At 53.0% G+C, this 23,912-nt stretch carries 25 protein-coding genes and 1 other RNA gene; 16 read left to right on the forward strand and 10 right to left on the reverse strand.

The window, feature by feature from the left end; translation table 11 throughout:
* Positions 1-4 precede the first annotated feature (4 nt).
* Positions 5-985 carry a membrane dipeptidase gene (locus AB8881_11510; protein XDZ63158.1) on the reverse strand — a complete coding sequence of 327 codons (981 nt, stop codon included), beginning with the start codon at positions 983-985 and terminating at the stop codon, positions 5-7.
* Positions 986-989: 4 nt separating this feature from the next.
* Complete coding sequence (locus tag AB8881_11515; GenBank protein XDZ63159.1) at positions 990-2,441, reverse strand: aldehyde dehydrogenase family protein; 1,452 nt, start codon at positions 2,439-2,441, stop codon at positions 990-992.
* Positions 2,442-2,689: 248 nt separating this feature from the next.
* Between AB8881_11515 and AB8881_11520 the strand changes: the two genes are divergently transcribed.
* On the forward strand, positions 2,690-3,739 hold the full coding sequence (locus tag AB8881_11520) for a DMT family transporter (GenBank protein XDZ63160.1): 1,050 nt from the start codon (positions 2,690-2,692) through the stop codon (positions 3,737-3,739).
* 6 nt (positions 3,740-3,745) lie between these two features.
* On the opposite strand, the gene ccmE is transcribed toward AB8881_11520, so the two are convergent.
* Positions 3,746-4,183, reverse strand: coding sequence for a cytochrome c maturation protein CcmE (gene ccmE / locus AB8881_11525; GenBank protein XDZ63161.1), 438 nt, complete (start codon positions 4,181-4,183; stop codon positions 3,746-3,748).
* A 190-nt stretch (positions 4,184-4,373) separates the two neighbouring features.
* Between ccmE and AB8881_11530 the strand changes: the two genes are divergently transcribed.
* From AB8881_11530 to AB8881_11540, 3 genes are all read left to right on the forward strand, one after another.
* A complete protein-coding gene (locus AB8881_11530; protein XDZ63162.1) occupies positions 4,374-4,742 on the forward strand; it encodes a cytochrome c family protein in 369 nt (122 codons plus the stop codon).
* A gap of 105 nt (positions 4,743-4,847) precedes the next feature.
* Complete coding sequence (locus tag AB8881_11535; protein ID XDZ63163.1) at positions 4,848-6,002, forward strand: alpha-hydroxy acid oxidase; 1,155 nt, start codon at positions 4,848-4,850, stop codon at positions 6,000-6,002.
* A 37-nt stretch (positions 6,003-6,039) separates the two neighbouring features.
* Complete coding sequence (locus AB8881_11540; protein XDZ63164.1) at positions 6,040-6,531, forward strand: copper chaperone PCu(A)C; 492 nt, start codon at positions 6,040-6,042, stop codon at positions 6,529-6,531.
* Between the two features lie 70 nt (positions 6,532-6,601).
* Here AB8881_11540 and AB8881_11545 read toward each other — a convergent pair whose 3' ends face one another.
* Positions 6,602-7,078, reverse strand: coding sequence for an NAD(P)H-dependent oxidoreductase (locus AB8881_11545; protein XDZ63165.1), 477 nt, complete (start codon positions 7,076-7,078; stop codon positions 6,602-6,604).
* 76 nt (positions 7,079-7,154) lie between these two features.
* Here AB8881_11545 and AB8881_11550 point away from each other — a divergent pair, with 76 nt between their 5' ends.
* On the forward strand, positions 7,155-7,475 hold the full coding sequence (locus AB8881_11550; GenBank protein ID XDZ63166.1) for a 4a-hydroxytetrahydrobiopterin dehydratase: 321 nt from the start codon (positions 7,155-7,157) through the stop codon (positions 7,473-7,475).
* A gap of 46 nt (positions 7,476-7,521) precedes the next feature.
* On the opposite strand, the gene AB8881_11555 is transcribed toward AB8881_11550, so the two are convergent.
* Entirely contained in the window at positions 7,522-7,836 is a 315-nt protein-coding gene (locus AB8881_11555; protein ID XDZ63167.1) for an AzlD domain-containing protein, read from the reverse strand.
* The gene (locus tag AB8881_11560; GenBank protein XDZ63168.1) at positions 7,833-8,576 is read right to left on the reverse strand and encodes an AzlC family ABC transporter permease; all 744 of its coding nucleotides are present in this window, start codon (positions 8,574-8,576) and stop codon (positions 7,833-7,835) included. Before AB8881_11560 ends, AB8881_11555 begins: the two co-directional genes overlap by 4 nt.
* A gap of 283 nt (positions 8,577-8,859) precedes the next feature.
* Here AB8881_11560 and pgk point away from each other — a divergent pair, with 283 nt between their 5' ends.
* The 8 genes from pgk to AB8881_11600 all read left to right on the forward strand — a co-directional run bounded on the left by pgk (position 8,860) and on the right by AB8881_11600 (position 17,041).
* Complete coding sequence (pgk, locus tag AB8881_11565) at positions 8,860-10,059, forward strand: phosphoglycerate kinase (GenBank protein ID XDZ63169.1); 1,200 nt, start codon at positions 8,860-8,862, stop codon at positions 10,057-10,059.
* A gap of 102 nt (positions 10,060-10,161) precedes the next feature.
* The gene (msrA, locus tag AB8881_11570; protein ID XDZ63170.1) at positions 10,162-10,797 is read left to right on the forward strand and encodes a peptide-methionine (S)-S-oxide reductase MsrA; all 636 of its coding nucleotides are present in this window, start codon (positions 10,162-10,164) and stop codon (positions 10,795-10,797) included.
* 139 nt (positions 10,798-10,936) lie between these two features.
* The gene (gene ykgO, locus AB8881_11575) at positions 10,937-11,062 is read left to right on the forward strand and encodes a type B 50S ribosomal protein L36 (protein ID XDZ63171.1); all 126 of its coding nucleotides are present in this window, start codon (positions 10,937-10,939) and stop codon (positions 11,060-11,062) included.
* Positions 11,063-11,295: 233 nt separating this feature from the next.
* Positions 11,296-12,783, forward strand: coding sequence for an FAD-linked oxidase C-terminal domain-containing protein (locus AB8881_11580; protein XDZ63172.1), 1,488 nt, complete (start codon positions 11,296-11,298; stop codon positions 12,781-12,783).
* Between the two features lie 46 nt (positions 12,784-12,829).
* Positions 12,830-14,020: an FAD-binding protein gene (locus AB8881_11585; protein ID XDZ63173.1), complete on the forward strand. Its 1,191-nt coding sequence runs from the start codon at positions 12,830-12,832 to the stop codon at positions 14,018-14,020.
* A 12-nt stretch (positions 14,021-14,032) separates the two neighbouring features.
* Entirely contained in the window at positions 14,033-15,322 is a 1,290-nt protein-coding gene (glcF, locus tag AB8881_11590) for a glycolate oxidase subunit GlcF (GenBank protein XDZ63174.1), read from the forward strand.
* A 46-nt stretch (positions 15,323-15,368) separates the two neighbouring features.
* Positions 15,369-16,532, forward strand: coding sequence for a 3-hydroxy-D-aspartate aldolase BhcC (gene bhcC, locus AB8881_11595; GenBank protein XDZ63175.1), 1,164 nt, complete (start codon positions 15,369-15,371; stop codon positions 16,530-16,532).
* A 50-nt stretch (positions 16,533-16,582) separates the two neighbouring features.
* Positions 16,583-17,041, forward strand: coding sequence for a hypothetical protein (locus AB8881_11600; protein ID XDZ63176.1), 459 nt, complete (start codon positions 16,583-16,585; stop codon positions 17,039-17,041).
* Here the strand turns inward: AB8881_11600 and AB8881_11605 are convergent.
* The 3 genes from AB8881_11605 to ssrA form a co-directional block, all read right to left on the reverse strand.
* Positions 17,038-18,645, reverse strand: coding sequence for a fumarate hydratase (locus AB8881_11605; GenBank protein ID XDZ63177.1), 1,608 nt, complete (start codon positions 18,643-18,645; stop codon positions 17,038-17,040). The two genes, AB8881_11600 and AB8881_11605, sit on opposite strands and share 4 nt — an antisense overlap.
* Before the next feature lie 85 nt (positions 18,646-18,730).
* Entirely contained in the window at positions 18,731-19,312 is a 582-nt protein-coding gene (locus AB8881_11610; protein XDZ63178.1) for an SspB family protein, read from the reverse strand.
* A gap of 110 nt (positions 19,313-19,422) precedes the next feature.
* Positions 19,423-19,812, reverse strand: a transfer-messenger RNA (tmRNA) gene (ssrA, locus tag AB8881_11615).
* 221 nt (positions 19,813-20,033) lie between these two features.
* Here ssrA and AB8881_11620 point away from each other — a divergent pair.
* Entirely contained in the window at positions 20,034-20,828 is a 795-nt protein-coding gene (locus AB8881_11620) for a thymidylate synthase (protein ID XDZ63179.1), read from the forward strand.
* Positions 20,829-20,839: 11 nt separating this feature from the next.
* Entirely contained in the window at positions 20,840-21,379 is a 540-nt protein-coding gene (locus AB8881_11625; protein ID XDZ63180.1) for a dihydrofolate reductase, read from the forward strand.
* Between the two features lie 84 nt (positions 21,380-21,463).
* On the opposite strand, the gene AB8881_11630 is transcribed toward AB8881_11625, so the two are convergent.
* The gene (locus AB8881_11630) at positions 21,464-22,585 is read right to left on the reverse strand and encodes a P-loop NTPase (protein ID XDZ63181.1); all 1,122 of its coding nucleotides are present in this window, start codon (positions 22,583-22,585) and stop codon (positions 21,464-21,466) included.
* A 216-nt stretch (positions 22,586-22,801) separates the two neighbouring features.
* On the opposite strand from AB8881_11630, the gene hflK reads away from it, so the two are divergent.
* Positions 22,802-23,911: an FtsH protease activity modulator HflK gene (gene hflK, locus AB8881_11635; GenBank protein XDZ63182.1), complete on the forward strand. Its 1,110-nt coding sequence runs from the start codon at positions 22,802-22,804 to the stop codon at positions 23,909-23,911.
* Position 23,912: the final 1 nt, after the last annotated feature.

Below are 23,912 nucleotides of genomic sequence, written 5' to 3' on the forward strand. Positions count from 1 at the left end.
ATTTTCAAGGTGTCTGCGGGCCAAAATTTTCATCATAGAACCGCAGCCAATTCTCTCCCATAACGGCGGCGGTGTCGTCTTTGGAAAAACCATATTTTTCCAAACCTGCGGTAATCGCACCAAAATGCCGGTTATCTTCAAACCAGCTTGGCATTGGCGGAAAACCGGCGTCGCTGGCCGAGCCTTCGCCATAATCAATTTCCTTTGTCCATCGACCGACGCGCATCCATTCAACAATACTGTCAGGCTGATCCTGACAAAGATCGGATCCGATGCCAATATTGTCAATGCCCATTAAATCGGCGGTGCGTGCAATCATCTCGCAAAAGCTCTCGAGGCTGCAATCAGATTTGTTTTTCAGGTGATGCGGATATAATGAAAAGCCCAGCATACCGCCAGATTGTCCAAGGGCACGAAGCACATCATCAGATTTATTGCGCTTTGCCGGGTGCCAGAAATAAGGGTTGGCATGGGTAATGGCAACGGGCCGCTCGGAAATATCAATTGCATCTAATGTCGATCGCTCGGCTGAATGGCTCATATCGACGACCATGCCAACGCGGTTCATCTCTTTTATGACCTGCCGCCCCATGCGCGTGACGCCGCTATCCTCATCCTCATAACAGCCAGTCGCAAGCAGTGACTGATTATTATAGGTCAGTTGCATAAAGCGAACGCCAAGGCTATGCCAGATTTCAACGAGGCCAATGTCATCCTCAATCGGTGAGGGATTTTGAAAGCCGAAAAAGATCGCAGTTCGGCCCTCGCGTTTTGCGCGCCGCACATCATCGCCGGTAGTCCCGTGAAAAATCAGCTCAGTATAGCGCTCAAACCACCGGTTCCATTGTTCGACATTGGCCACGGTTTCACGAAACATCTCATGATAGGCAATTGTAACATGAACCGCATCAACGCCGCCTTCACGCATTTGCTTGAAGATTTTTTCTGACCAATTGGCATATTGCAGATTGTCGATAAGATGCATCAGATTATTCCGGCTTGCCAGCGGCAATATAGCTCGTCTTTACAATGGTATAAAATTCCTTGGCATAACCGCCCTGTTCGCGCGGGCCGTACGAGCTGTTGCCGCGTCCGCCGAATGGCACATGATAATCGGTACCTGCAGTTGGCAGGTTAATCGTGACAACGCCAGTTTGCGCATTGCGGCGGAAATGCGTTGCCCGCGCCAGCGAACGCGTGATGATCCCCGATGTCAGGCCAAAATCAGTGTCGTTTACGACCTCCAGCGCCTCATCATACGACCCGACCCTGATCACAGCAGCGACCGGGGCAAACATCTCTTCACGGTTTATGCGCCAGTGATTTTTTGTGCCGGCGACGACGGCCGGTGTCATGTAATAGCCATCATCATCACGGCTAACCTGCTCGCCGCCACACAGAATTTCGCCGCCTTCCTGCTTTGCGACATCAATCCATTGCAGGTTTTCCTGTAATTGTCCGGCGCTGACCACGGGGCCGATCTGGGTGCCGTCGGCAAGCGCGTGACCAACCTTCATGGCCGATGCGGCCGCAACCAGCCGTTCGACAAATTCATCATGAACGGCATCATGCACAACGAGGCGCGAAGAGGCGGTGCATTTTTGACCAGTGCCGCCAAATGCGCCGCCAAGCGCGGTTGCAACTGCAATATCAAGATCACCATCATCCATAATGGCAAGGGCATTTTTTGATCCCATTTCCATCTGTATCTTGGTCAAATTGCCTACCGCCGCGACGGCAATTTGTTTGCCAACTTCCAGCGAACCGGTAAAGCTGATCGCATCAATCGCAGGGCTTTCGATAAGTGATTGTCCGATGCTGCCACCGGCGCCCATCACCAGATTGAACAACCCGTGCGGGATATCCTGACGCGCAATAATTTCGGTCAACGCAACCGCGGAGGCTGGTACCAGATTTGCTGGCTTCCAGATTACGGCGTTGCCAAAGGCCAAAGCCGGCGCAATTTTCCAAACGGCGGTTGCTGTCGGGAAATTCCACGGGCTGATAATAGCGACCACACCCACAGGTTCGCGCCGCACATCAATTTCGATTCCATCGCGTACGCTGTCGGCGGTATCGCCGATCTGGCGCAAAATTTCGGCGGCGTAATAGGTAAAGAACTGACCCGCCCGATAGATTTCGCCAACCCCCTCGGCAAGTGGCTTGCCTTCTTCGCGGCTAAGCAGCGTGCCAAGCTCAACGCGGCGCTCCATCAGCTCATTACCGATATTCATCAATATTGTCTGGCGTGCCTCAAGACCGGTAGCGGCCCATTTTTTCTGAGCGGTTTTTGCCGAATCAAGGGCGCTGTCCAACTGATCACGGCTTGCCTGCGCATAATGGCCAATCAGATCAGTGACGTCAGATGGGTTAATATTTGCGACATTGTCTTGCCCATTGCACCAAGTGCCTGCAATAAAATTCTGACCTATGTTCGACATGGTTTTGCGCCTCTCATCATGCCAAGATTTTCTGCAAATTACAGGCCTCAGCAACGGTCTCAGACTGACCCATTAATAATTTGAATACAACCCCCAACAAAGTTGGCAGCTGCGCTTCATTTCGGCATTTCATTGCAAGGTATGACATTTCCTGATAAGCGGAGTTTAGGCGGTTATCGGGCAGGATCATTATTTAGACTTACCTCTGGCTGACATCCCCATGGCACCAAACCACCGGAGGGCGACGAATGAAGATGATCACTGATCGTATCTCGACGCCCTATTTTGCGCTGGCTGTGCTGGCTTTGGCGATGGGGATCATCCCGCTAAATGACGCGTTGTTCAAATTAATGAGCGGTGATGTGTCGCTTGGTCAATTGGTCGCTTTGCGTGCCGGAATGGCGCTGGTGGCGCTTGGGTTATTTAGCCATAGCATAGGTGCGATGCTGGCCCTTCCGGCCAAGGTTTTTTGGCTGTTTTTTGGGCGCGGTATGTGTCTTGTGCTGGCCATGGTGTTATTTTTTGTCTCGCTTGGCACGTTGCCACTGGCCAATGTGATTGCGATCTTCTTTGTCTCACCAATGATCATCACAATCCTGTCCGTGCCGTTTTTAGGTGAAAAAATCGGCTTTCATCGGTTGGCGGCGGTATCGGCTGGCATGGCTGGGGTTTTATTCATTATCCGGCCGGGTGGGGTGCAGTTTCAGGTTGAGACATTGTTCGTTGTAATGTCGGCCTTTAGCTATGCCGCGTTTCAGATATGGACACGACGGCTAAAGGCAGTCGGCAATCTGGCAGGGATGATTGGCACTCAGCATATTTGCTATCTTGTGGTCGGGCTCGGCTTTATGGGTGTGAACATGATCTGGCCGGTTGATAACTCGGGAAACCCAACGGTTGATTTTCTTTTGCGCGCTCCGTCAATGATGTCGGCAACGCACATGGGCTATCTTGTCATTTGCAGCTTTTCGGTTCTGTTATTGTCCTTTGCGTCGTCAAACGCCTACCGATCGGTCGAGGCGTCGGTGATTGCGCCATTTGAATATGTGGCGATACCGCTTGGTGTAGTTTGGGGCATTCTGATTTGGGATGAATGGCCTGATCAGATGGTGATGATCGGTATCTTGCTGATTCTGGCAGGCGGCCTTTACACGCTTTACCGCGAAAATGTCCAATCGGTTGACGTCATCACCTCAAGCCCGATGCCAGCGACCGCGGCCATAGCCCAGCCGCCAGAAGATGAACTTCCCCAAACCGCTGATGACCGGCAGAATCTTGACAAAAATCCCGACAGGTGATCGTCCCTAATCAGCTTTACCGCCCTTCCAGACGCCAGTATCTTTCAGTTTTTTGGCAACCTCGGCAGGCATATAATTCTCATCATGTTTCGCCAGCACGTTGGTCGCGATAAACTGGCCGTTCATCAGCGATCCTTCGGCGACAACGCCCTGACCCTCACGAAACAGACTTGGCAGCGCATTATCATAGCGAACGGTGATATCAGTTGATCCGTCGGTGACGGTGAAAACAGATTGCAGCCCGTCAATTTTAACGCTGCCATCCTTGACCAATCCGCCTAGCCTGAGGGCTTGCCCCGCTTTGGTTCCCGCGCTGTTGATTTCGGTTGGGGTATAGAAAAACACGATATTATCCCGCAATGCGCCAAGAACCAGCATGGCGGCAATACCAACGAGAGCTGCAATCATTGCAATGATTGATAAGCGTTTGGCTTTGGGTGACATGAATTGCCTCACGGATTAAAAAATTGCCGTTTGATATACGCTTGACCTCACGCTGCTTACCAGAACAACAGAAACTTGCAATAGTTTGGTGGAAATTTAGGGTCGCGGCAAGATGGCGCAGGTTATTGTGTATCTTGGGCAAACCTTGTAAACACATTCAGCGAAATTATTCAGAGCAAAAGAGGGTTTTATGAAAAATTACGTTTTCGCTGCGGTGGCAATAGCAGGGTTTATGATGGCAGCACCAGCAATGGCTGGCGATGCGGCTGCAGGTGAGAAAGTGTTTCGGAAATGCAAAGCCTGTCATTACGTGGATCAAGAAAAGAACAAAACTGGCCCGCATCTGGTCAATATTATCGGCCGCAAGGCAGGTGCTGTTGAGGGATATAAGTATTCAAAAGCAATGGCTGGATCAGATCTTGTTTGGGATGAGGCAACACTTGCCGGCTTCCTAGCAAAGCCAAAATCATATCTCAAAGGTACGAAAATGGCGTTTGCCGGTCTGAAAAAAGACAGCGATATCGCCGATGTGATCGCGTATCTGAAATCACCAAACTAATTATAAGCCCCTCTTGGCAGGGGCTTTTGCATTTTTTTACATGGCAGGTTTTTACATGGCAGGTGTTTTTACCCTGCAATTCCTGATTGCGGTGACGAGCTAGACATGGATTTGATGAACAAATATCCGCGTTTGTCGGATCTTAGAGTGCCAGCGTCAAGGCGGATTCCAAAATTTGTTTTTGCTTATCTGGACTCGGGCACCGGCCATGATCGGGCGAAAGATGAAAACCGCGCCTTTCTCGACTCGATTGAGCTTACCCCCCAATTCATGCGGGGCCGGGTTGATCCAGATTTAACCACCAAGCTTGGCAAAAGAACCTTTAAGGCACCATTTGGTGCGGCGCCGATTGGATTGTCGTCGCTGATCTGGCCGGGCGCAGAATCGATCATCGGCCGCGCCGCAAAAAAACACGGTTTTCCGTACACGCTGAGCACTGTTGCCGGCGAGTCCATCGAAATGTTGGCAGAGTCTGCCGGTGAGATGGGGTGGTTTCAGCTATATGCGCCGCGCGACCGTGACCTGATGCGTGATTTGCTGCGCCGGGCCAAGGGCTGCGGCTATACCACATTAGTGGTTACAGCTGATGTGCCATCGCCGAGCCGGCGGGAGCGGATGCGGATCGCTGGCGCGCCGCTTGGTAGTCGCGGGAATTCAGCCTTTTCTCCGCGGGTGATCTGGCAAAGCCTGATGCGGCCTGAATGGGCGGTGCGGACGTTGCTAAACGGCGGGGCACGGTTTCGGAATATGGAACCCTACGCGAAAAACGATGGCGCAATGGGCATTACCAAATTTATTGGCGACCAATTAAATGGATCGCTTGATTGGGATTATCTTGCGGAAATTCGTGCCCAATGGGATGGCGAAATTTATCTCAAAGGTGTGCTTCACGGTCAGGACGCGGCGCGGGCAATCAAGCTGGGCATTGATGGAATTGTGGTCTCGAACCATGGCGGTCGCCAGTTAGATGCAGCACCGCCGCCACTGGCGCAGTTATCAGCTATTCGTGCCGCGGTTGGCAAAGACGTGCCGTTAATTGTCGATAGCGGCATTATGTCAGGCCTTGATGTGGTAAGAGTGTTGTCAGCTGGTGCCGATTTTGCCCTGATCGGCCGCGGCTTTATGTATGCTGTGGCGGCACTCGGCAATAAGGGCGGCGAACATGCTGCGTCAATATTGCTTGAAGAAGTTCGCGATGTTATGGCACAGCTTGGTCTCTCGACGATTGATGAGGTCAAACGGCTGCAAAATACCGGCTGATAATCTATCTGGTGCGAACAAAATGGCGGCAAATAATATGAAACTTCTGGGCATTTCGCGCGCCTTTGGCATTGTTTTGATGATGCTGGCAATGACGCAATCAGCACTGGCTGCTGATCTGATGTTTGGGCCATTGCAGTTTCGCGCTACCGTCGGTTCGATGCCAAGCAGTGCTGCCTATATAGAGATCAGCAACCATGGCACCAATCCGGACCGGCTGGTCGGGGTAGAAAGCGACCTTGCGCGCAAAACGGAATTACACAGCATGACAATGACCGATGGTGTGATGATAATGCGCGCCGTTGATGGCGGGATTGATATACCGGCTGGTGCGCGCATCCAGCTGGCACCTGGTGGCTATCATGTGATGCTGATAGGTCTGAAGGCGCCGCTAAACATTGATCAGAAATACGATATTACGCTGGTGTTTCAATCAGCCGGAAAAATAACGATCAGCGGCCTTGCAAAACGCCCGTCAGATTTGAAAAAAGTGCCGCCGCATGACATGAAAATGCCAAAAACCCACTAGCAGCTTAACCGACGGACTAGGTGGCGCCCCGGCCAGGCCAGATGTACCGCCAAGTATTGGCTCTTAAATCTTAAAAAATGCCTGCATCCAGCCCGGCAGCCATGCCAAGGCACAGATTAGCAACCTCTTGGCAAAACCCCTCATTCCAGTCGCCATGTAAGATTAATACGTCTGCAACCAGCCGCCAGCCAAGCGCGCCAGAAATGCTGGTCAGCGCCCGCTTTGTTGCGGTGCCATCCAGTCCGGCGCGAATATAGATTGCAACTGGCTTGCCGTTGGTGCGATCCAGCCAGTCATTATAACAGCGATCAAACATATCTTTGGTGGCACCCGCCATATAGCCAATATTCTCGGTCGTGCCGATGATCACGCCGTCAGCGGTTGCAAGGTCAGTGCTGGTGACATCAAACGGCGATAGGCAGCGCGTTTCAACATCACTATTATCGTCATCGTCATCATAGCCGCGACAGGCGGCAATGCCGGCCTTTGCAAGCGCGGCAGTGTTTGGCGATGGTGTATGGGCAATGATCAATAAAGTTTTCGACATGGGTGAAACTTTAGGCAGTTTTCGCTATATTGCAACGGTGAGGCAGCCAGCCGGTTTTTAAAGAAAGGGCCAGTCTATGAAAAATGAACCGCTTGACCGGTCGGCAATTATTGCTGGCCTGGTGCCTTTGAAAGACTGGCAATTAACGCCTGAAGATGTGTTGCCGCAAGTCATTGAAAAAAATTATACCTTTAAAGATTTTAACGCTGCTTTTGGATTTATGGGGCGGGTTGCCTTGATGGCCGAGCGTGCGAACCATCATCCCGAATTTCACAACCGGTATCGTCAGGTCACAATTCGCTGGGCGACCCATTCTGTTCGGGGCATTACCGCGCTTGATCTGGAAATGGCAAAAATCTGTGATCAGCTCGCCACCGACAGCGGGATAAAAGCCTAGACTGTTGTCCTTGGGTGGCGCCAGCCAATGGCTTGGCAACTGCTGATCACATTAGCCATTGCAGCAACCATAGCGCGGCAAGTCCAACGCCGATTGTGGTGATCACTTGGCGCGTGACAAGGGCGGTGACAATTGCCAAGATGGCGGCAAATAAACGCGGGTTATCGCCAAGCGCAATCGTCTGGCTGGCCGGATCAATCAGTACCGCCGGCACAATTATCGCAGTTAATACGGCAATCGGAACGAAACCCAATGCGTCGGCAAGCCAAGGCGGTGGCCGATTGCTGATAATATTGCTCAGCATGATAAACCGGGTCGCAAAGGTAAATAATCCCGCCGCAATCATCACCAGCCAGATCATGCTGCGTCTCCTGCGGGCTGGTTGAAATAATGAACGAGCCAGCCAGCCAGAATCCCGCCAATCGCGGCCAGCAACAGCCAAGAATTCCACGGCAATGGCTGGCCAATCATGGCAAGACTGCCAGCGGTAACGGCGGCGACAAGGTCAGAACGTGATTTTAGGATTGGCGCAACGACGGCGATAAAGGTCAGTGGAATGGCAAAGGATAGCGACCATGATTCGGGGATGGTCTCGCCAACGACAACGCCAAAAATTGTCGATATTTGCCAGCCTGTCCATAACAGCAGGCCGCTGCCAAGAAGGTGAAAATGCTGAAACGGGCTCGGCGGCTGATGTTGGAACCGCCTGATTGAAATGGCAAAGGCTTCATCGGTAAGTAAATAACCCAGCAATATCCGCCAGCGTAGCGGCAATGGGCGCAGATAGATTGCCATTGATGCGCTGTAGAGGAGGTGGCGCATATTGATGACGCAAACTGATCCCCCGACGATAAAAGCTGGTACACCGGCCGCCCAAAGCTGGGCGAATACAACCTGACTGGCACCGCCAAAAAGGATTGATGACAGCAAAATTGTTTGCAAGGCAGATAGCCCGCTTTCAACCCCTAAAACACCAAAAACAAGGCCAAAGGGGATGACACCAAACATCAATGGTGTTTCGTCGCGCACACCTGCCCAGAATTCGGCGCGCGCCGAACGGGTTTTTTGGGGTGCTAAAGACGTGCCAGAGGTTTCGGCCATCGCGGCTGTCCTTTTTGGTAAATGCAGGAGGGGTCCGGACGGCCGCATCTTAATACAGGACAAAAATTTAGCAAGCTGCCGGTAAAACCGTGTCGGGGGGCGCGCTGAACGCTGCGCTGGGTATAGATTGCCATTCGTCACGTGAGGGGGGACGGGGGCAGGTTAAGGCCGGAACCGGTTAACCCTGCTGCCAAGTGAACTTGCATTTCGCCCTCACATTGGGTAATTCCTAAGCTTATCACTTAAAGACGCTCAAAAAAAATTATAACAAGGGTTGGCGATCATGGCGGCTCACTTCCGATTTGCAGACCAGCTTGATGTTGCTGGCAAAACCGTTTTGCTGCGGCTCGATGTCAATGTTCCGCTTGCTGATGGCGTCGTCAGCGACGATACGCGGATTCGCCGTGTGATGCCCGGGGTGAAATCGCTGCTTGAGCGCGGCGCGAAAGTTGTTGTTCTGACGCATTTTGGCCGTCCAAAGGGCCAATTTGTGCCCGCATTGACAGTGCGGCCGGTGGCACAATCAATCGCCGGCATCCTTGGTCAGCCAGTTCATGTTGAAAGCGATGTTATTGGCCCGGGCGGCCAGCGGGCGGTGGCGGCGCTGGGTAATGGTGAACTCTTGATGATGGAAAACCTGCGCTTTTATCCCGAGGAAGAGGCGAATGATTTGGAATTTGCCAAGCGTCTCGCCGCGCTGGGCGATCTTTATGTCGGTGATGCGTTTTCTTGTGCGCACCGGGCGCATGCGTCGGTTGATGCCTTGCCACGTTTGATGGAGGCTGCGGCGGGACGTTCATTTGCGGCCGAACTAGAGGCGTTGAATGCGGCCTTGTCATCGCCGGTACGCCCGCTTGGCGCGGTGGTTGGCGGGGCAAAAGTTTCGTCAAAGCTGGCGCTGTTGGAAAATCTTGTGACTAAGGTTGAAGGACTGGTGCTTGGCGGCGGCATGGCAAACACGTTTCTACTATTGGCTGGGAAATCAATCGGTGCCTCGCTTGCTGAGCCTGATATGGTCGAGACAGCGCAGCGCATCATGGATGTTGCCGCAGCGCATAATTGCCGGATTATATTGCCCGAGGACGTTGTTGTGGCGGTTGAATTCAAGCTTGGTGCCGCTCACCGGATTACCGGCATTGACGATGTGGGCGGCGCGGAAATGATTTTGGATGCCGGCCCGCAATCGGTAAAGGAGGCAACGGATTTTCTTGATCAATGTTCAACCATTGTCTGGAACGGGCCGATGGGAGCGTTTGAAATTCCGCCTTTCGATACTGCAACGACGGCGCTGGCGCGTGCGGTTGCGCTGCGAACGCAAAAAGATGGTGTCATGAGTGTTGCTGGCGGCGGTGATACGATGGCAGCGCTTGCAAATGCGGGTGTGAATGACCAATTCTCTTATGTATCGACTGCTGGCGGTGCCTTTCTTGAATGGTTAGAGGGCAAGCGTTTGCCGGGGGTTGAGGCGCTAAATACCGATTAATGAATACCGATTAATGAATATCGACTAATCGCCTCTGGCAAAATCCCTTTGGCAGAATTGTCATGGAGACCCTTTGCCTGAATTGTCATGGAGATAGGTGTGATGTTTTTCGATAATCCATTTAAAACGCGTCTGCCGCGTGCCGATGAGGCACTGGCGGGGCGCACCACGGCTGTTTTGGCAGGTGGAAATCATGCGGTTCTTGGCACGCCGCTTATCGGGCCCGTGCCAGCGGGGTTTCAATCGATCACGCTTGGTCTTGGCTGTTTCTGGGGCGCGGAGCGGCTTTTCTGGAAGTTGCCGGGTGTCTATGTGACTGCGGTTGGCTATGCTGGCGGGGTGACGCCAAATCCGACTTATGAGGAAACCTGCAGCGGGCAAACCGGTCATACCGAAGCCGTGCTCGTTGTGTATGATCCGGCCAAGCTAAGCCTTGCCCAAATATTAACAGTGTTTTGGCAGGCACATGACCCGACGCAAGGGTTTCGGCAGGGTAATGACCGCGGCACACAATATCGGTCTGCAATCTTTGTGACGCAAGAGACAGAGCTTGCAATCGTCACGGAAAGTGCGGATCGTTATCAAAGAGCATTGGCCAAGGCCGGATTCGGGCAGATCACCACCGAAATTGCGGTAAATAGTCATTTTTATTATGCCGAAGACTATCATCAGCAGTATCTTCACAAAGTGCCAAACGGCTATTGCGGTCTGCGCGGAACCGGTGTTGTGGCAGGCTAGGTCGACGCATCGTGAAAGATCGAGACAGCGTGAAGAAAAAGCGTTATCCAAGGATTGACCTTCGGCCTCGCTGGTGTTAGGTTCCGCGCTCGTTATTAAGCATTTAGGCCATTGGCCGCCGATTTGGGAGCCCCAAATTATGAAAGTTGTAAGTTCACTCAAAACGCTGAAATCGCGCGACCGTAACTGTCAGGTGGTACGTCGTCGTGGCCGGCTATATGTCATCAATAAAAAGAACCCGCGCCTAAAGGCTCGTCAGGGTTAAGGTTTTGGCGGGCGCGCTGCGCCGAACGATTGTCAAAATTTTAAGAAGTTGTAAGGCACGGTCGGGTTTTCCGGCCGTTTCTTTTGCCCGAATTTCCGATTGCGCCGCTATTGGCTGACCGGCATTATGGTTACACCATCATCATGGTGGCTGTCAGGGTGGCTGTCAGGGTGGGCAATTCAAACCATTAAAGTCAGCATTTATGTGGGGATATCGAGACTGAGGAGCATATTATGCAGATGCCAGAACCAGATCAGGCGGTACTTGACCGCCGCGCCGATATTTGCCGTGACCTCTGCAATTTGGTTGCCGCTGATTGCGTGATCGATTCGATTGAGGGTCGGCGGGCTTATGACGCTGATGGTCTGTCTGCCTATCGCCAGTTGCCGTTGGCTGTGGTGTTGCCTGAAACGGTTGAACAGATTGCCGCCGTCATGAAATATTGTCATGGCGAAGGCATCAAGGTGGTGCCGCGCGGATCTGGAACATCACTGTCTGGCGGTGCCTTGCCGTTGGCTGATGCGGTGCTAATCGGTTTGGGTAAATTTAACCGGATTCTCGATATTGACTATGCCAATCGCTGTGTTGTCGCCCAACCGGGCGTGACCAATCTGGCGATTACGCATGCGGTGCAGGCTGACGGGTTTTATTATGCGCCCGATCCATCTAGCCAGATTGCCTGTTCGGTAGGCGGTAATGTGGCGGAAAATTCGGGCGGTGTGCATTGTCTGAAATATGGCCTGACGACAAATAATCTGCTGGGAATTGAGCTGGTAACCATTGAGGGCGAGATTTTGCGGCTTGGCGGCAAACATCTTGACGCTGGTGATTATGATTTGATGGGCGTCATGACCGGGTCTGAAGGGTTGCTTGGCATTGTGAGCGAAGTAACATTGCGGATTTTGCAAAAACCGGCGACCCAGCGTGCTCTTCTTGTTGGCTTTGACGATACCGGATCTGCGGCGAAGGCGGTTGGTGACGTGATCGGGGCTGGCATTATTCCGGCGGGCATGGAAATGATGGATGGGCTGGCGATTAACGCTGCTGAAGATTTCGTCAATGCAGGCTATCCGCGCGCCGCGGCTGCTTTGTTGATAATCGAGCTTGATGGCCCCGAGGTTGAGGTGAATACATTGATTGACCGCGTTGCCAAGGTTATGGATGACGCCGGTGCCTCATCATTGAAAATTAGTAACTCCGAAGAAGAGCGAAACCTGTTCTGGGCTGGTCGCAAATCGGCCTTTCCGGCGGTTGGGCGCATTTCGCCTGATTATCTGTGTATGGATGGCACAATTCCGCGGCGCCGCTTGCCGGATATGATGGTGCGGATGTCGTCGCTTAGCCAGAAATACGGCCTGCGCGTTGCCAATGTGTTTCATGCCGGTGATGGCAATCTTCACCCGCTGATCCTGTTTGATGCCAACCAGCCGGGTGAATTACAGCGGGCCGAAGATTTTGGTGCCGATATTCTGCGTGCTTGTGTCGAGATGGGCGGCGTTTTAACCGGCGAGCATGGGGTCGGCGTTGAAAAACGTGACCTTATGGGGATTCAGTTCACCGAAGATGACATGAAACAGCAACAGCGGCTGAAATGCGCCTTTGATGCTGATCATTTGCTGAATCCGGGCAAGGTCTTCCCGCATTTGCATCGTTGTGCCGAATTGGGACGATTACATGTTCACAAAGGCAAGATGCCGTTTCCTGAATTGCCGCGTTTCTAGATTTTTTTGACGGCCGGTTTGCGGCGGTAACAGGGGTAGGGTTAAAATGATCAAAGTTGCCGGACTTGATGACGTTGCTGCGGCGATTGCCGATGCAATCGAGGCAAAGCAGCATCTGGCTGTCAGGGGCATGGGCACAAAGGCCGCACTTGGCCGTGATGCCAGCTATGATGCGATAATGGATGTGTCCGGACTTTCTGGGATCGTTGATTACCAGCCGGATGAGTTAATTTTGACGGTGCGCGGTGGTACACCAATGCACGAGGTGGAGGCAGTACTCGCCAAAGCCAATCAGATGCTGGCGTTTGAAGTGCCTGATCTGCACAAGCTGCTTAACAGCAATTCGGCCGGAACAATTGGCGGGGTACTGGCGACCAATGCCAGTGGGCCGCGCCGCCTGACGGCAGGTGCCGCGCGCGATTATCTGCTTGGGTTTGATGCCATCTCTGGTCGCGGCGAGCGCTTTAAATCTGGCGGCAAGGTGATGAAAAATGTCACAGGTTACGATCTGTCAAAATTGATTTGCGGGTCCTATGGCACCTTGGCAGTTTTTGATGAGGTGACACTGAAGACCCTGCCAAAGCCCGAGACGAATATCAGCATTTTATTTGCTTGTGATGATAGTGACGTTGCGGTCGCGCGCATTGCTGCAATTTTTGCCAGCCCACATGAACCGAATGCGGCCGCTATTTTGCCACGCGCAATCGCTGCCAAAGCTGGGATTGATATTTCGGCAACAATGGTGGCGGTGATCCGGCTTGAGGGAATTGATGTTTCGGTTGCTGATCGGGCGGCGCATCTATTGACGTCTTTTGAGGGCGGCCTCGAGATTGATAATGATGCCAGCACATCATTGTGGCAGGCCATTCGCGATGTCGAGCTGCTCGAGGATGTCGCTGGCGATATCTGGAAATTATCCTGTGCGCCGGCGTCTGCACCATCAATTATCGCGGCCTTATCAGACCAGTTTGATCTGGTTTATTTTGCTGATTGGGCTGGCGGGCTATTATGGCTTGCAGGGCCGTCAGGGGACGAATTTGGCGCGGCGTTGCGTGCCGCGTTAGCGGCGAATGGCAGCGGCTATGCGCAATTGATCCGCGATCAGGGCAATAGTAAAGCGGTTATCGCGCCATTCCAGCCTTTGCCCGCCGCGCATTACGCATTGCATAAACGGGTGAAGGCGGCATTCGATCCCATGTCAGTGCTTAATTTTGGCCGTATGCACGACGGCATCTAGGGGGCAAGGTCTATGCAAACTCATTTCACCGCAGAACAGCTTGCCGATCCGGTTATCAGCGAAGCTGACAATATTCTTCGCAGTTGTGTTCATTGCGGTTTCTGCACTGCCACCTGTCCAACCTTTGTGATTACTGGCGATGAGCGTGATAGCCCGCGTGGGCGTATCTGGATGTTGCGTGAAGTTTTGGAAAGTCCGGAGACTGTTTCGGTAAATACCAGCTATCATATCGATCGTTGTCTTGGCTGTTTGTCCTGTACAACAACCTGTCCTTCAGGAGTTGATTATCCGCATCTACTCGATATTGGCCGGGAAAAGCTGGACAAGCTAGTGCCGCGCCAATTTGCTGATAAGGCAATGCGGCGGATGCTTGGCATGATCATTCCGCATGCAGGCCGGTTTCGGGCATTGCTTGCGCTGGCGCGGATAGGGCGGGTATTTAGCTGGGCGATGCCGCGGTCAATGCGGGCGGCACTGACGAAAATTCCTGCACGGCTAAAGCCATTTGATCTGGTTGGCGCGCGTGATGCGGTGTTCCGCCCTTATCAAAAGCCAGTCAAGCGCGTGGCCCTGCTGGCTGGCTGCGCGCAGCGCGCGCTTGATCCGGATATTAACGCCAGTACGATCCGTGTGCTCAACCGCCTCGGGGTTGAGGTTGTTGTCCGGTCTGAGGCGCATTGTTGCGGTGCATTGGCACATCACATCGGCGAGACTAGCCGCGCGCATGATACGGTTCGTGCGGCCATTCTTGCATGGCATGACGAAATGAAAACAGATGGGATTGATGCGATTGTGGTCAATGCGTCGGGATGCGGAACGATGGTTAAGGATTATGGCCATATGATGAAAGATGACGCCGAGCTTGCTGGCATTGCCAAGGCTGTGTCGGATAAATGCGTTGATATATCTGAATTGCTGGACGGGCTTGATATCGAGCCTGTCTTGCAACCAGCACCAGTTGGTGGCCGCGGCAAGATTGCCTATCATTCGGCCTGCTCGCTGCAACATGGGCAGAAAATCCACGACCTGCCGATGCGGCTATTGCGTCAGGCCGGTTTTGACGTTGTGCAACCAGCGAATGGACATCTTTGCTGTGGGTCGGCGGGTGTTTATAATATCCTACAGCCAGACATGGCCGATGCGTTAAAGGCGCGTAAAATAGAGAGCCTTGAGAAAACCGGTGCAACGCTTATCGCCGCCGGCAATATCGGCTGTATCAGCCAGCTAAACCGGCCTAGCCTGCCGGTCCGGCATACGGTGCAGCTTATCGATTGGGCGACCGGTGGGCCAAACCCGATCTAAGCCGGTTCCCTAATCTGCCCTGGATTGCGGGCTTAGGAGACACAAAATGAATATGCAAACAAAAGTCGAAGAACTAGAAGTCGGCTATAACATCCCGGCTTTGGTTGGCATGGATGAGGTAGATATCCAGACACCTTGTCTTGTGCTGGATCTTGACGCGCTGGAACGCAACATCATCAAAATGGGCGAGTTTGCCAAGGAAATGGGTATGCGGCACCGTGTGCATGGCAAGATGCATAAATCAGTTGATGTTGCATTGTTGCAGGAAAGGCTTGGTGGCAGCTGTGGTGTTTGTTGCCAAAAGGTCAGCGAAGCCGAAGCGTTTGTGCGCGGCGGCATCAAGGATGTGCTGGTATCCAATCAGGTGCGTGATCTGGCAAAGATTGACCGGCTAGCCCGGTTGCCAAAGCTGGGCGCACGGACGATTTGCTGTGTAGATGATGTGGCAAATGTTGCCGATTTATCAGCGGCTGCGGTAAAGCATGGCACCGAAATCGAATGCCTCGTCGAAATTGATTGCGGGGCCGGGCGTTGTGGTGTCCAGACTACCAAGGATGTGGTCAGGATCGCCACCGCAATTGATGCGGCTGATGGGTTGAAATTTGCCGGTCTGCAGGCCTATCAGGGCGCAATGCAGCATCTTGAGGACTTCAACCAGCGCAAGGTGAAGATTGATATTGCGGTTGCTATGGTCGTGGATGCGGTGGCGTCGCTAAATGCGCAGGGGCTGGAATGTGATATCGTCGGCGGCGGTGGCACCGGATCCTATTATTTTGAGGGTCAGTCTGGCGTTTATAATGAACTTCAATGTGGATCATACGCCTTTATGGATGCTGATTACGGCCGTATTCTGGATAATCAAGGAAAACGAATTGATCAGGGTGAATGGCAGAATGCGCTATTCCTGCTGACCTCTGTGATGAGCCATGCCAAGGCGGATAAAGCGATTTGCGACGCTGGTCTGAAGGCTCAATCAGTTGATAGCGGTTTGCCGGTTGTGTTTGGCCGGACGGATGTTGAATATATCAAATGTTCCGACGAACATGGTGTGATTGCTGATCCGGATGGCGTGTTGAAAATTGGTGAGAAGCTGAAGCTGGTGCCCGGTCATTGTGACCCAACCTGTAATATTCACGATTGGTATGTTGGTGTTCGCAATGGCAAGGTCGAGGCGCTTTGGCCAATTACGGCGCGCGGCAAGGCATTCTAAGCCGCGCTGTTTAGGCCGGCCTGCCTTTTTAGACGGTAACGCCTGACCCAATGACGGCGGCCGATGTCAACATCACCGTAACATCATCCAATCAGCCTTTGTTGATGGCGGATCATGTCACCCCCGGAACCTATGTCGTCGCGATGGGTGCCGACACGATTGGTAAACAGGAAATTGACCCAAAGCTGTTTTCTAACGCTGCGGTTTTCACCGATGAAGTGGCTCAATCAGTAACAATTGGCGAAGCCCAGCACGCGGTGGCGGCAGGTTTTGTCGACACAGACGCAATTGTGCCAATTGGGCGGGTTATCAACGGGGATCATGCTGGCCGAAAAAATGAACGGCAGATTACCATCTTTGACGGTACCGGTGTCGGGTTGCAGGATCTGGCGCTAGCGTCAGTGGCGATGCGGCGCTTGATGCGGGAACGGCGACAAGAATTGCCTTCTAGGCAGAACCGCACCCTTAAACGCCCTGGAAAACCGGCAATCGCTTTGTTGGCGATCTAGCTTAGATCAAAAAAATCATTGCCCTTGTCATCCATGACGATGAAGGCTGGAAAATTTTCGACTTCGATTTTCCAGACAGCTTCCATGCCAAGCTCGGGATATTCCAGCACTTCAACCTTTTTGATTGATTCGAGCGCCAATTTTGCTGCCACACCACCAATCGAACCCAGATAAAAACCGCCATTTTCCTTGCATGATTCGCGCACTACACGCGACCGGTTACCCTTGGCGAGCATAACCATGGATCCGCCAGCGGCCTGAAATGTTGGAACGTAAGAATCCATGCGCCCAGCAGTTGTCGGGCCAAATGATCCTGATGGCAGGCCCTCGGGTGTTTTCGCCGGGCCAGCATAATAAACCGGATGGTCTTTGAAATAATCGGGTAATTTGCCTTCGCTGTTCAGGCGTTCCAGTAATTTGGCATGCGCAATATCACGCGCAACGATCAAGGGCCCGCTAAGGGCGAGGCGCGTTTCAACCGGATGCGCGCTAAGGCTTTCCAGAATTTCATTCATTGGTTTGTTCAGATCAATCGCCACAACATCGTCTTCCGGCTGATCAGACAGGTCAGGAAGGAATTTCGCCGGATCGCGCTCTAGCTTTTCGATAAACAGGCCCTCTGCGGTAATCTTGGCAAAGGCCTGCCGGTCAGCCGAACAGGAAACGCCAATGCCAATAGGGCAGGATGCGCCGTGACGTGGCAGGCGGATCACGCGCACATCATGGCAATAATACTTGCCGCCAAATTGCGCGCCAATGCCAAGCTCTCGCGTGATCTGCAGAATCTCAGCTTCCCATTCGAGATCGCGCCAAGCATGGCCAAGCTCATTACCCTGGGTTGGTAAATTATCCAGCGCCTTAATCGACGCCATCTTGACGGTTTTCATCGTCAGCTCGGCCGAAGTACCGCCAATAACAATCGCAAGGTGATAAGGTGGGCAGGCCGAAGTGCCAAGCTCAAGGATCGCGGTGCGGAGAAATTCACGCATGGATTCAGGGTTCAACACAGCTTTGGTCTTTTGATGCAAAAACGCCTTATTTGCCGATCCGCCACCCTTTTGGATAAAGGCAAACTTATATTCAAGCCCCTTGCCGGCATTGATCTCAATCTGCGCCGGCAGGTTGGTGGCGGTGTTGCTTTCTTCAAACATTGTATGCGCGGTCAGTTGAGAAAAGCGTAAATTACAATTCTGGTAGGTGTTATAGATGCCGCGCGATAGCGCCTCGCCATCATCGCCGGTAACCAGCACATGATCGCCGCGATAGCCGGTTACCAGCGCGGTGCCTGTATCCTGACACATCGGCAATTGACCCTCGGCAGAAATCACCGCATTTTTCAGCATCTCCAGCGCCACAAACCGGTCATTCTTGGTGGCCTCAGGGTCTTTTAAAATATCGGCAAGCTGTCCTAAATGGCTGCTGCGCAATAGGTGTGAAATGTCGGTAAAGGCACGCTCGGCAAGAATTGTAAGCGCCTCTGGATCAACCTTTAGAAAGGTTTCCCCATCCATTTCAACAAGACGGATATGATCACTGGATAGAAGCTCATATTCGGTTGTATCAGCACTCATCGGAAACATCGGGCTATAGGCAAAATCGGCCATGGTGAAATCCTGTAAATATCAAATGGCAAATAATCAGACGGCTGGCGCGGCGCAAAGGGCCATGTCGCCAGAGGTCATTGAAATATTATTTAGTCGGTCTTTTTCGGAAGGTGTCAAGCGACACGACATCAGCGCTATTGCCCGATCCATTATCGCTGTTTCTTGGCGGCTGATCATCCGATTGCGATTTGTCACTATGATCATTATCGCCGTTAAAATCGCCGTCTTTTTGGCTTATGTCGGTGCCAGCATTGCGGCCATGATCAGCGCTATCGTCATCATCATGATCATCATCGTCGGCCATGCCAAATTGCAGGCCAAACCCGACTGACGGATCGTTAAAGCTGGTGAGCGCCTCGAACGGGATAATCATGGGGCTTGCTTTACCGCCGAAAAACAAGGTAACGGCAAATTCAGTCTCACCAACGACCAGATCGGCGAACTGATGCTGCAGAACAATCGTCATTGTTTCGGGGTGTTTTACCCGCAGGTGATCATCAATTTCAACGCCGGTATAATTTGTCAAAAAGCTGATATAAAAATGGGTCTCGCCCGGTAGCCCAACCTTTTCAACAATCCGCAGCGATGAACGCACCACCGAACGAAGCGCATCTTCCACCAGAAGTTCATAATTCAAGCCGGTTTGAAGCGTATCATTGTCGGTCATTAGCGTTCGGTCTTTCTTTCAAAAATTCTGTCAGATGAGTGGCGCGAATTTGGAGGCTGGATGCGTGGTCATGCATGGATTTGCAAGTTTAAAGCAGTTTACCAGTGTAAAGCGGAACGCTTCTGTTGCCAGGTGCGCCCCAAACCCCGCCAGACCGAGCTCAATCGATCTGGACTTAAGATCGGTTACTCCCGCTGCCGTTAGGCTGCGATTGCGACCGGAGCAGTGTTGTCATTTGCAACTACTACATGGCCCGATAACGGCGGGTACCATACCGAGCGAAAATACTGCCTTTACCACATGCGTCGATCCTATTTCGCCCCCAATCTTTTAGCCCGAATTCGCGAAGTTGGCCTTGCTGGCCATAAATTTGGGCTAAAATGGTGGAGGCGCCGGGTACCGCCCCCGGGTCCGCTCTGCTTATTCCACAGCACGTTTATCGCCATAGCTGGCGAACCAGCATTTTTAATATAGGATTAATAACGCCGCTTTTAAAGCAGTCTTTTTCGATACGGACTGTTTGCCGGTGAATTATCAACCATCGAGGTGGGTGGACTGGAGAAAATGCCCGATTATCCGCTTGCACGGCGCGGCGCGGCCATGCCATTTTAAATCCATTACAGGCGCGGGGCACGTGCCGGTTGTCAAAGGGTAAACCCTTGCTGCCGGTGGGCTGTTTTGATACGGGCCTGATGCGAAATTGAATAAGTGAGGCCGGCCAATGCGGCAATATCTGGATTTATTGCAACGGATTCTCGACGAGGGTGTTGATCGGGGGGATCGTACCGGCACCGGTACACGGGCGGTCTTTGGGCATCAGATGCGGTTTGATCTGGCCGCTGGCTTTCCTCTTTTGACGACGAAAAAGCTGCATATCAAATCAATCATCCATGAATTGCTCTGGTTTATCAGTGGCGATACCAATATCCGCTATCTGCAGGAAAACGGGGTATCCATCTGGAATGATTGGGCCGATGAGAATGGCGATCTGGGGCCGGTTTATGGCAAGCAATGGCGCCATTGGCAAACGCCTGATGGTGCCGAGATTGACCAGCTTGCCGATTTGATCGAGATGATCAAAACCAATCCCGACTCGCGGCGGTTGATGCTTTCGGCGTGGAATCCTGCCGATGTGCCGAATATGGCATTGCCGCCGTGCCATTGCCTGTTTCAGTTTCAGGTCGCCAATGGCCGCCTGTCCTGCCAGCTTTACCAGCGAAGCGCCGATTGTTTTCTAGGCGTTCCGTTCAATATCGCGTCTTATGCGCTGCTGACCCACATGATTGCTGTGATTTGCGGGCTAAAGGCGGGTGAGTTCGTGCATACGCTTGGCGATGCGCATCTTTATGCGAATCATTTTGAGCAGGCGCGCGCACAGCTGAGCCGGACGCCAACAAAATTACCCCAGCTTGTAATCCATAATGTGCCGGATCAGATTGACGGGTTTAAATTTGAAGATTTCGAGATTGTTGACTATGTCGCCGCGCCGCATATTGCCGCGCCGATTGCGGTTTAGGGGGCATGGCTATGCTCAAAATGACAGCCGTCGTTGCAATGGCGCAAAACCGGGTGATTGGTGATGGTAAAGGGCTGATCTGGCACATCCCCGACGATTTGCGGCGGGTCAAAATGCTGACAATGGGCTGTCCGTTGATTATGGGGCGCAAGACATGGGACTCGATCGGTCGGCCGTTGCCAGGCCGTGGAAGTATCGTCATGACCCGTGATCAAAATTGGGCGGCGGATGGCGCGGTTGCTGTTGCGACGATGCCAGCGGCGATCATTGCGGCGCGTGACTGGATCGAGGCAAATGCCGAGGCTCGGCCGGAAATCATCCTGTTTGGTGGTGGTGAGATTTATCATCAGGGGCTGGATTATTGCCATAAGATTGAGCGAACGGTCATTGACGCCGCGCCTGATGGCGGCGCCAATGCCGCGTTTTTTCCCGATTTACCGGCTGACCAGTGGGATATCGAAATCGAAGCCGAAATTGCCGCAACCGACGACGTGCCGGCGTACCGCTATGATCGCGCGATCAGGCGCAGCGCCCCAAAGCCCCTGTTTTAGGCTAATGCATAAGCCGGCATTCTAACCCTGTACGGCGATTTTTTTTCGTCGCTACTTGGCCGCTGCTTGGCCGCTGCTTGGTCGCTATTCAACAATAATTTTTGGGCCTGCCTTTTGGGTGCTGCGCTCAAGCGTTTGCAAAACAGCTGCGGCAATCGCGGTGTAATGGGCGGCATGCGGGCTATCGGGCTGGCTGGCGACAATCGGTGTACCCTCATCTGAGGTTGCCCGGATTGCCATTTCCAGCGGCACTTCGCCAAGAAACGGTACCCCTAGCTTGGCGGCCTCGGCGCGGGCGCCACCATTGCCAAATATGTCATGCCGTGCGCCGCATTCGGTGCAAAGGAAATGGCTCATATTCTCGACAATGCCCAGCAATGGCACATTGACCTTGCGGAACATATTCAGCCCCTTGCGCGCATCGATCAGCGCCAAATCCTGAGGCGTTGAGACAATCACCGCGCCAGCCAGCGCGGCACGCTGTGACAGTGTTAATTGCGCATCGCCTGTGCCTGGCGGCATATCAATGACCAAAATATCCAGCCCGTCCCACGCAACATCACGCAGCATCTGCTCGATGGCGCTCATCACCATTGGCCCGCGCCAGATGGTTGGCGCATCCTCGGCGACAAGATAGCCGATCGACATGGTTTGCAGGCCCCAAGCCTCAATGGGCACAATTTTATTGTCGGCGCTTTGTGGTTTGCGGTTCAGTCCAATAAGCCGTGGAAGCGATGGGCCGTAAATATCAGCATCCAGAATGCCCACTTTTTTGCCAAGCGCCGCCAATGCCAGCGCCAGATTGATCGAAGTGGTCGATTTACCAACACCGCCTTTGCCAGATGCGACCGCGATGACGTGTTTTGCCGGCTGGTGCGGTTCGGCCTGCATCTTTTGGCCTGCCCCAATGGGCGTGCCGCGATCATCACCTTTACTCGGCATTGAAGGGCCAGCCTGATGCGCCGTCAGCATTGCCGTTGCCGATAATACGCCGTCAAGCGCCAGTACGGCCTTTTCTGCCATGCTGCGCAGCGTGTCGGCTTTGTCCTTATCCTTTGGATCAATCTCAATGGTAAAGCCGATATGGCCATCTTTGATGACGATCCCTGAAACTGCACCAGCATCAATAATTGAGCGGTCTGATCCCGGCATCTGGACAGCAGCAAGGGCTTCGGTAATTTTTCTCTCGTTCAATTCGTTTGTCATTCTTGAAATCAACCGCTTCTATGCAAATATGAAAGGGGGCGTTAATTGAACCTGTGACATAAGCCTTTGACAGCTGTTTTGCAAGATAAGGGTGGTAATTGATACAGCAGCAATGATAACAAGGCCAAGATTTAGAGACGGTGAACCAAAATTTCCGCGACGCGGTGCCAAAAGCGCTGCAAAGCGGAGTTTAAACGGCGAGGGAGCGAGAGCATCATGCCATGGAATAATCAAGGCGGCCAAGGCGGCGGCGGTGGCCCATGGGGGCAAGGCGGCGGCAAAGGCGGCAGCCCGTGGGGGCAAGGTGGCGGGGGTCAACCGCCACAGGATGTTGATGCGGTAATCCGCCAGTTTGGCGAGGCATGGCGCCGTATGATGCCGAGTGGCGGCGGCGGTGGCCGGTCGGCCATGCTGTTGCTTATTGTGTTTGGCCTTATCTGGGCGGCAACTGGTTTTTACCGGGTAAACCCCCAGCAGCAGGGCGTCGTTTTGCGGTTTGGCGAATGGGTGCGTACCAGCCCGCCGGGCCTGCATTACCACCTGCCTTATCCGATTGAAACAGTGCTTCGGCCCGAGGTAACACGCGACAACCGCATCGAGATTGGGTTTCGTGATGTAACTGGCAATTCGTCATCACGCCGTGATATCGCTGACGAAAGCCAGATGATTACCGGTGACGAGAACATTGTTGATATTGATTTCGTCGTTTTCTGGCGTATCTCGGATGCGGGTGAATATCTCTTTAACCTTGCCGAGCCGGATGAAACCATCAAGGTTACAGCCGAGGCGGTGATGCGTGAAATTATCGGCAGAACGCCAATTCAGGTTGCGTTGACCGAAGGCCGTCAATCCATCCAGGTGCAGGCACGCCAGCAATTACAAGATTTGCTGAGTGAATATGGTGCCGGCGTGCGGGTGCGCGATGTTCAGCTGCTGGCAGTTGATCCGCCAGCCGATGTTATCGACGCCTTCAACGAGGTTCAGCGGGCGCGCCAAGACCGCGACAGGCTAAAGAACGAAGCCGAAGCCTTTAGCAATGATATCGTGCCGCGGGCGCGTGGTGCGGCGGCAAAGTTGATCGCCGAAGCCGAAGCCTATCAGGCTGAAGTGGTCAACCGGGCGACTGGTGATGCGTCACGTTTTGACCAGATTTTTCAGGCCTATTTGAAAAATAAAGACGTCACGCGTGAGCGTATCTACATCGAGACTGTCGAAGAGATTTTCTCGAATGTTGAGAAAGTCATCATTGACGGCAAAGACGGTGGAAGCGGCGTTGTGCCTTATCTGCCACTCAAAGAACTGAACAAGTCTGCGGGGGTAAAGTAAC

It is taken from the genome of Alphaproteobacteria bacterium LSUCC0396 (assembly GCA_041228345.1).
In the GTDB taxonomy this organism is placed as follows: Bacteria; Pseudomonadota; Alphaproteobacteria; order Puniceispirillales; family Puniceispirillaceae; genus UBA3439.